Below are 7,160 nucleotides of genomic sequence, written 5' to 3'. Positions count from 1 at the left end.
GCGCCATCCAGTCCGTTCTCGAGCAAGATCGCATAAGCGGCTTCCAAGGGGTTGGTTTCGACTCGTATTGCCATGAGGGTTACACTCCTTTCTCGAAGTCATGGCGTCAGACCCACCCTCGCGCTGTCTGCTGGGCGGGGAGCGTAGGCGCGTAGCGCCGGAGATCCCCGCCCAGCAGACAACCGGCAAAATGGAATTTACAGAAAGAACGATACACAACTTCCCCCCGCGGTCAATAATATGCCTTTTGGATGCATATTATTCCCCCATGAAAACCCCGCCTACCCCCTGCTCAGCCGTCCGCGAAGGCGGCGTGCTGTACGAGCGTCCCGTCAAGATCTACCCTCGCGCGGTACGCGGCCGCTTCGATCGCTGGCGCCGCCTGATGGTGGCGGTTACGCAGCTCATCTTCCTGGGCCTGCCCTGGCTCACGTGGAACGATCGCTCTGCACTGCTGTTCGATTTGGAGGCGCGGCGCTTTTTTGTGTTTGCATGGGTATTGTGGCCACAGGATTTGATCTACCTGGTCGGCCTGCTGATAGCGTGCGCATTGGCGCTGTTTCTGTTTACGGCTGTGGCCGGGCGGCTTTGGTGTGGCTATGCCTGCCCCCAAACCGTCTACACCGAGATGTTTCTGGCCATCGAGCGCTGGTTGGAGGGTGACCGTCAGGCGCGCATGCGACGCGATGCAGCCCCGATGAGCCTGGAGACGCTCACACGCAAGGCGGGCAAACACCTGCTGTGGGCGGCGCTGGCCCTGCTGACGGGCGTGACGTTCGTTGGTTACTTCACGCCGGTGCGCGAGCTGTTGCACCGTGCGCTGGCCTTGGAGCTGGGGCCCTGGGAAACCTTTTGGATCGCGTTTTATACGCTGGCCACCTACGGCAACGCCGGTTGGCTGCGCGAACAGATCTGCAAAACGATGTGTCCTTACGCGCGCTTTCAGAGCGCACTCATCGACGCCGACTCGCTCATCATTGCCTACGACAGCCAGCGAGGAGAGCCCCGCGGTGGCCGCGCGCGCAAAGCCGCTGCCCGCACGAGCGGCTTGGGGGACTGCATCGATTGCACCCTGTGCGTTCAGGTGTGTCCGGCAGGTATCGACATTCGCGACGGATTGCAAAACGAGTGCATCGGCTGCGCCGCGTGCATCGACATCTGCGATACGGTGATGGACAAGATGGGCTACGCGCGTGGGCTGATCCGCTACACCACCGCACGCGGCCTGGGCGCCGGGGTCGGCTGGCGGGGGATGCTCACCCACCTCTTGCGTGTGCGGGTAATCGCTTACGCGGTGCTGCTGGCGGGGGTGGTGCTGGGGGTGGCGCTGTCGCTGGCGCTGCGCCCTGGCGTCGCACTAGACGCCTTGCGCGACCGTGGCACGCTGGCCAATCTTGGCGCCGAGGGGGTGGAAAATACCTACCAACTGTTGATCACCAACCGCACCGAACAGCCGGCGCGGTACACCATCGATGCGGTCGATTTGGAGGGTGTGCAGGTGCATGTCGGCAGCGCGCAGCCCGTCATCGTCGGCGCTGCCAGCCAGCTGCGCGTGCCGGTGCGGCTGGTGCTGCCGCACGCCCAGGTTTCGCGCATGGGTTCGGGCGCGCGCCGGGTCACGTTCGTGGTGGAAGACGGTCACGACTCTGCCCGTGCAGCCGCAACCTTTCTGCTACCCTGATGGAATCGCCTGCGTTTATGGTCGGAGGCTGGCTTGAGCTGCACATCGCCACGGTCGTGGCGAGTCTGGGGCTGTTCCTGCTGCGCTGGCTGGGGGTGCTGCAGGGCGCACGCTGGCCCCTGCGCGCCGACGTACGGATGCTCAGCGTCGCCATCGACACCGTGCTGCTGACGGCGGGCGTGGGCCTGCTCGTGACACGCGGTTGGGCACACGACATCCCCGCCTGGCTGTGGATGAAGTGGATACTGCTGATAGGCTACATCGTCAGCGGCAGCTGGGCCTTGCGGCGGGCGCGCACCCCGCGTGGTCATGCGCTGGCGGGGATCCTGGCCCTGATCTTGGCCGCCCACATCGTGGGGACCGCCATCTTCCATCACCCAGCGGGCTTTTGGTTGGTTGCAACCGGGCGCTGAAGCGCCTCCCGCGTCAGCGGTGCCCACGCGACGGGAACCAGGTCCGCCAGCGTATAACCATCGAGAACGCCCAGATACGCCTGCAAGGCCTCGTGGAGCGCGCCCCGCAGTCGACATCCCGGCATCAACAGGCAGGCATTTTGCCCCTCAGGCGCCATGCACGCCACGAGCTGAAAATCGCGTTCGGCCCAGCGCACGACATCGCCAACGCAGATGTGCGACGCAGGACGTGCCAGCCGCAAGCCGCCGCCGCGCCCGCGCTGCCCCAGCAACCACCCCCCATGCACCAGCGCCACCACGACCTTGGTCAGGTGGTGGCGTGACACGCCGTGCATACGCGCCATCTCTGCGATGGTGGCGCGCCGGCCGGCGCCCTCGCACGCGGCGCAGTGCATCAACACGCGCAGGCTGTAATCGGTCCAGAGAGTCAGGCGCATAAAGCGATTGTGCGCGATGGTGGGGCGAAGCATCGTCCGATCGGACGATGGTCACGGGCTCACGACAGCCCCATAATATGCATAACCAATGCCACTTTGAGGTTTGCCGCCATGGTTCACCAAGATCGGCCTGATACGACCGTCGACACCGCGGCTGTGCCGCCTGCGCAGGCGACCGCGCCAACGGAGCCAGTCGAGCTGATCGAGCACATCCTGCACCGCTACCACGACGTCCACCGCCAACAGCTACCGGAGTTGATTCGCTTGGCCACCCAGGTCGAAGCCATGCATGCGCAGCACCCTCACGTGCCCGCCGGGCTGCGCGCACTTTTGGAGGCGATGCAGGCGGAGCTGCACCAACACATGGCCAAGGAGGAACAGATACTTTTTCCGCTGTTGATCGCGGACTCACCCATGGCACGCTTTCCGATCGGCGTCATGCGCCAAGAGCACGACGCCCACGCACAGCAGCTGAACCGCCTGCGAGCGCTCACGCACGATCTGACGCTCCCCGCCCAGACGTGCCACACATGGCACGCGCTTTATGCGGGTGTGCGGCAATTCGTCGATGACCTGACGCAGCACATCCACCTGGAAAATGACGTGCTGTTTCCCCGCTTCGAGGCAGCTTGAGCCCCGGGAGACGGCCCAGCACTGCCGATTTCACGATGATCCGCGCACAGAGGGTGCGATCGCCCGGCGGCGCAGCATATCCTCACTCATCGCCGCTTGTTCGGCCTTGGTCATCGCCTGCAGCGCGGCTGCAAAGACCTCGTCTTCTTCCGCCGCGATATGGAGCTTGTAACGCTGCGCGAATTGCGCCAGCCATCGGTGGTCGTGCTCGGTCCAACGCCAGGTAACATCCCCGGCGGCCGCCTGCAGGGCGTGCAGCCGCCCGCGCAACCCCGTCCAATCAGAGGCCATTGCCGCGTGGTCGTCCTGCAAACGCGACACCAGTGCGCGCAGGCGCGGATCACCCAGCGCCAGCACGCGCGGAAACACATGGCGCTCTTCGTCCTCGTGGTGCAGCGGTGCGGCGAGATCGAAGTAGCGCTGGACCTGGGCCGCCGCGTCAACCGCCTGCGCATCGGCGCCGTGTCGCTGCACGTGTTCATGCAGCCGCTGCAAAAGATCGAGCATGCGCTCGACGCGGTCATGGCAGGCGCGCAACCACTCGAAGGGTTGTGCGTGATCGGCTTCGGGGGAGGAGATCCCCTGCAAAGCATGGCGCGAAAGGATCATGGATTGGCCTTCGGCGGTGGTTGATCCGGCGCCCAGGAGGAAATCAGCCGCTGCAGCACAGGCCGCTCGCGAACCGCCCGCGCCTGCGCCACGGTCCCGATGCTCACAAAACATACCGGCAACTCGGTCGCAGCCAACCCAAACGCCTGTCGCAACATGGGCGATGCGAGCGCCTTGCCACTGGTCAACGCGGATCCGTAACCCATGAACGTGGCCATCAACAGGACGTTTTGCACCGCGCAGCCGGCACTGATCAAACGCTCGTGCAGCGGCACATCCACCTCTTTGGCGCCGCTGTCGACCACAAGCAACCAGAGCAGTGGCGCGCGCCGCGCCTTGTCGCGGGCCTGTGCCAACTGCTCGGGGGTGGCAGCGGGATCGCGCTCGTGCAACGCCTGGGCAAACACCTCGCCCAGTGCATCGCGGGCGTGTCCTGGCACGTCGATGAAGCGCCACGGCAGCAGGCACCCGTGATCCGGAGCAGCCGCTGCCGCCATCAGCAACCGTTGCACTTGGTCTGCACTGGGTCCCGGTGGATGCAGCCGCTTGGGCAAGACGGTTTGGCGCTTGGCAATCCATGCCAGCGCCCAGTCGGCATCCTCGATCCCGGCGGGTTCTGCCAGGGCCGCGGGGGATGACGTTACCAAGCAAGAAGCCATACGGATTCAGACGGGTGCAAGCCGAAGTTTGAAACGATTCACCTGCGCACGCAACCTCTGCACCTGGTCGTCGAGCGTGCGAACCGCGGCGGCATTTTGTTCCACGAGTGCGGCATTGCTCTGTGTCACCTCGTTGAGTTGGCCCATGGCTGTGCAGATTTGATCCAGCCGCTGTGCATCGCCGCGGGTCTGCACGGCCAACGAATCAACAGCTTCGCAGACCGCTTGGATGCGCGCCGCGGCACCTGCCACCGCCTGATCGGCCTGTTGCGCCCGTTGCGCTCCGGTGGCCATGCGTTGGATATTGTCATCGACGATGGTGCGAATTTCCCCCGCCGCCTGGGCACTGCGTTGCGCCAGCGCCCGCACCTCGCTGGCCACGACGGCAAACCCGCGGCCGGCCTCACCAGCCCGCGCGGCCTCCACCGCAGCATTGAGGGCCAAAATATTGCTCTGAAACGCGATGGTGTCGATGACAGTGACGATCTCGCCGATCCGCTTAGACGAAGCGTCCAGATCGCGCATGGCATGCGCCAGCTCGGCCACCAGCTCCCCGACGCCCTGCGCGCCCCGCACCGCCTCGGCACTCATGGCGCGGACCTGTTGTGCCGTCAGCAGGTGACTCTGCATGGCCTGCTGCACCGCGCCGGCGGTGGATGCGGTCTGCTCGACGGCGGCGGCCTGCTGTTCGGTGCGTGCGCTCAAATCCATGTTGGCGGCTGTGATCTCGTGCGAGGCATCCCCCACCACGTTGGCGGCTTCATGGATACGGCCCAGCACATGGTGCAACCGCTCTTGCATGTGGTGAATCTGCAACAGCAAGTCGGCCAGTTCGTCCGCGCCTTGCACCTCGATGCCGACGGTCAAGTCCCCCTGGGCGGTGGCGTGGGTTACGCGCAGCGCCTCCGAAATGCTCACGCGCATCACAACCACCAACGCCGTGGCCACATAGGCCACCGCCAGCATCAGCACCACAGCGCCGGCCGAAGCCACCACCAGCCCCCGCATGGCCCGTTGGGACGTCTGCCGCAAACCGTCCGCCAGCACGTGCGACACATCGGCGCGAAAGGCCATCACGGCGTCGATGGCCTGCGTGCCCGCGGCAAAGAAGGCTTGCGCGGTCACCGCCGACGCTTGCCCCGCAAAAGCCTGTTCGGCCAACGCGCGCATTACCCGGATGCGCTGTTGTGCGGCTTCCCACGACGTCAACGCCGGGCCACCATGCCGCTGCGCCATGCGCAAGCGATCGGCGACGACAGCGGTGGCCGCTTCGGCGCGTGCGAGGTGACCCAACACCGACGCCACCACCGCCTCGTCGCGCACGCCACCGGCCAAAAGACCGCTGCCCATGCCGCGTGCCACGCCGATATCTTCGGCCAGGGGCATCACACGATCGACGACGATGTCCTGCAAGGCCCACAGATCGGCATGGGGCAACAGGTACAGCCCCGCAAACTCGCCCACCTGCCGCGACAGCGCCAGCAGCGCCTGCACGAGCTCGGAATGCGCCTCGAACACATGCGCGCGCTCATCCGTTTCACGAACCTGGAACAACGCTAGGCTCGCGTCGCGAAGGGCAGACCAGCGCCGATCCGGATCGAGCGCGGGTTGCCCCTGCAGCTGCGCATCCAACGCAGCGACACTGGCCTGCCAGCGGCGCGCCGCCGCCTCGCGCTCGGGCGCCGATGCGGCATCACCCGCGAGCCAACGGTTGGTCAGGCCACGGTGGGTCTGAGTGGCTACGATGACATCACCCACGGCCAACACCACCCCAGCGCCGCGCTCGGCCATGCGCGCCCGCTGGGTCTCTTGCCACCGCTGTTGCACATGCAGGCCCAGCACCACCAGCAGCAGCGCCAGCAGCACCCCAACGACCAACGCTAGCTTGGCGCCCAGGCGAAAACGCCCCAACAGGGCCTGAACTGGCCATGCCCATCGGGGCACACCCTCCCCGCGCGTACCATCGCGCACCAAAGATTGCATGTGGTTTTTCTCCACCGCCTCAACCCGGACGACCGTCCGGGCGTGGACGCCCATACCAGGACAAAAGACGCATACCCCAGGGAATCAGCGCCGCACACCACGTGCTCACCGCCAGCAGCAGCCCCACCGCCTCATCCGGCCACATGGCGCTGCCCACCCGCAACACCACACTGCCTTGCAGCACCCAAAATCCCCACCAAGTCGCCTCGTCCGCAAGCAACTTGCGCCCGCCATGGCCACAGGAGACGCGGGTCACCATGGCGTACAAAATGGACCCCAGAAAACCCATGGTCAGCGCATGCCAGGCGCCCAACCCCAGCAGCGGCACGCCTTGCTTCAATCCCAGCAGCTGAGCGGCCCCGAGCAGACAGTACGCCAGACCCAGCCACAGCACACCCAGGTGCAGCATCGCCAGCAAACGAATGCGCAACGCCTGCACCAACCCCCAAACCAGGGCCAACCAGAGCACAATGCTGCCGATCACCAGCTCGAACAAACCGCGCGCGAGCATGACGCCACGCGTAAGTTGTGTATCGTTCTTTCTGTAAATTCCATTTTGCCGGTTGTCTGCTGGGCGGGGATCTCCGGCGCTACGCGCCTACGCTCCCCGCCCAGCAGACAGCGCGAGGGTGGGTCTGACGCCATGACTTCGAGAAAGGAGTGTAACCCTCATGGCAATACGAGTCGAAACCAACCCCTTGGAAGCCGCTTATGCGATCTTGCTCGAGAACGGACTGGATGGCGC

At 65.4% G+C, this 7,160-nt stretch carries 8 protein-coding genes; 3 read left to right on the top strand and 5 right to left on the bottom strand.

The features are described 5' to 3' along the window. Window positions 1–268 precede the first annotated feature (268 nt). Window positions 269–1,681 (top strand): cytochrome c oxidase accessory protein CcoG, encoded by a 1,413-nt coding sequence (gene ccoG / locus Tther_RS12335; RefSeq protein WP_143904306.1) that lies wholly within the window; start codon window positions 269–271, stop codon window positions 1,679–1,681. Further along, window positions 1,681–2,094 (top strand): SirB2 family protein, encoded by a 414-nt coding sequence (locus Tther_RS12330; protein ID WP_221934034.1) that lies wholly within the window; start codon window positions 1,681–1,683, stop codon window positions 2,092–2,094. Before ccoG ends, Tther_RS12330 begins: the two co-directional genes overlap by 1 nt. On the opposite strand, the gene Tther_RS12325 is transcribed toward Tther_RS12330, so the two are convergent. Then, window positions 2,055–2,531 carry an Rrf2 family transcriptional regulator gene (locus Tther_RS12325; protein ID WP_143904302.1) on the bottom strand — a complete coding sequence of 159 codons (477 nt, stop codon included), beginning with the start codon at window positions 2,529–2,531 and terminating at the stop codon, window positions 2,055–2,057. The genes Tther_RS12330 and Tther_RS12325 overlap by 40 nt on opposite strands. 111 nt (window positions 2,532–2,642) lie before the next feature. On the opposite strand from Tther_RS12325, the gene Tther_RS12320 reads away from it, so the two are divergent. Next, window positions 2,643–3,164, top strand: coding sequence for a hemerythrin domain-containing protein (locus tag Tther_RS12320; RefSeq protein WP_143904301.1), 522 nt, complete (start codon window positions 2,643–2,645; stop codon window positions 3,162–3,164). Window positions 3,165–3,194: 30 nt separating this feature from the next. Here the strand turns inward: Tther_RS12320 and Tther_RS12315 are convergent, their stop codons facing one another. From Tther_RS12315 to Tther_RS12300, 4 genes are read right to left on the bottom strand one after another with little or no spacing between them, the layout of a single operon-like run. Then, window positions 3,195–3,887, bottom strand: coding sequence for a hemerythrin domain-containing protein (locus Tther_RS12315; protein WP_246099039.1), 693 nt, complete (start codon window positions 3,885–3,887; stop codon window positions 3,195–3,197). Beyond that, window positions 3,770–4,432, bottom strand: a complete 663-nt coding sequence (locus Tther_RS12310; RefSeq protein WP_143904300.1) for a nitroreductase family protein — start codon at window positions 4,430–4,432, stop codon at window positions 3,770–3,772. The genes Tther_RS12315 and Tther_RS12310 overlap by 118 nt, the downstream gene beginning before the upstream one ends. Window positions 4,433–4,438: 6 nt before the next feature. Further along, the gene (locus Tther_RS12305; RefSeq protein ID WP_185975092.1) at window positions 4,439–6,415 is read right to left on the bottom strand and encodes a methyl-accepting chemotaxis protein; all 1,977 of its coding nucleotides are present in this window, start codon (window positions 6,413–6,415) and stop codon (window positions 4,439–4,441) included. 19 nt (window positions 6,416–6,434) lie between these two features. Then, window positions 6,435–6,926 (bottom strand): NnrS family protein, encoded by a 492-nt coding sequence (locus Tther_RS12300; RefSeq protein WP_143904296.1) that lies wholly within the window; start codon window positions 6,924–6,926, stop codon window positions 6,435–6,437. Between the last annotated feature and the right edge of the window lie 234 nt (window positions 6,927–7,160).

This window comes from Tepidimonas thermarum (genome assembly GCF_007556705.1).
Lineage (GTDB): Bacteria > Pseudomonadota > Gammaproteobacteria > Burkholderiales > Burkholderiaceae_C > Tepidimonas > Tepidimonas thermarum.
Note: the sequence above shows the minus strand (reverse complement) of the source record. Positions and strands in the feature narration are given on the sequence as shown.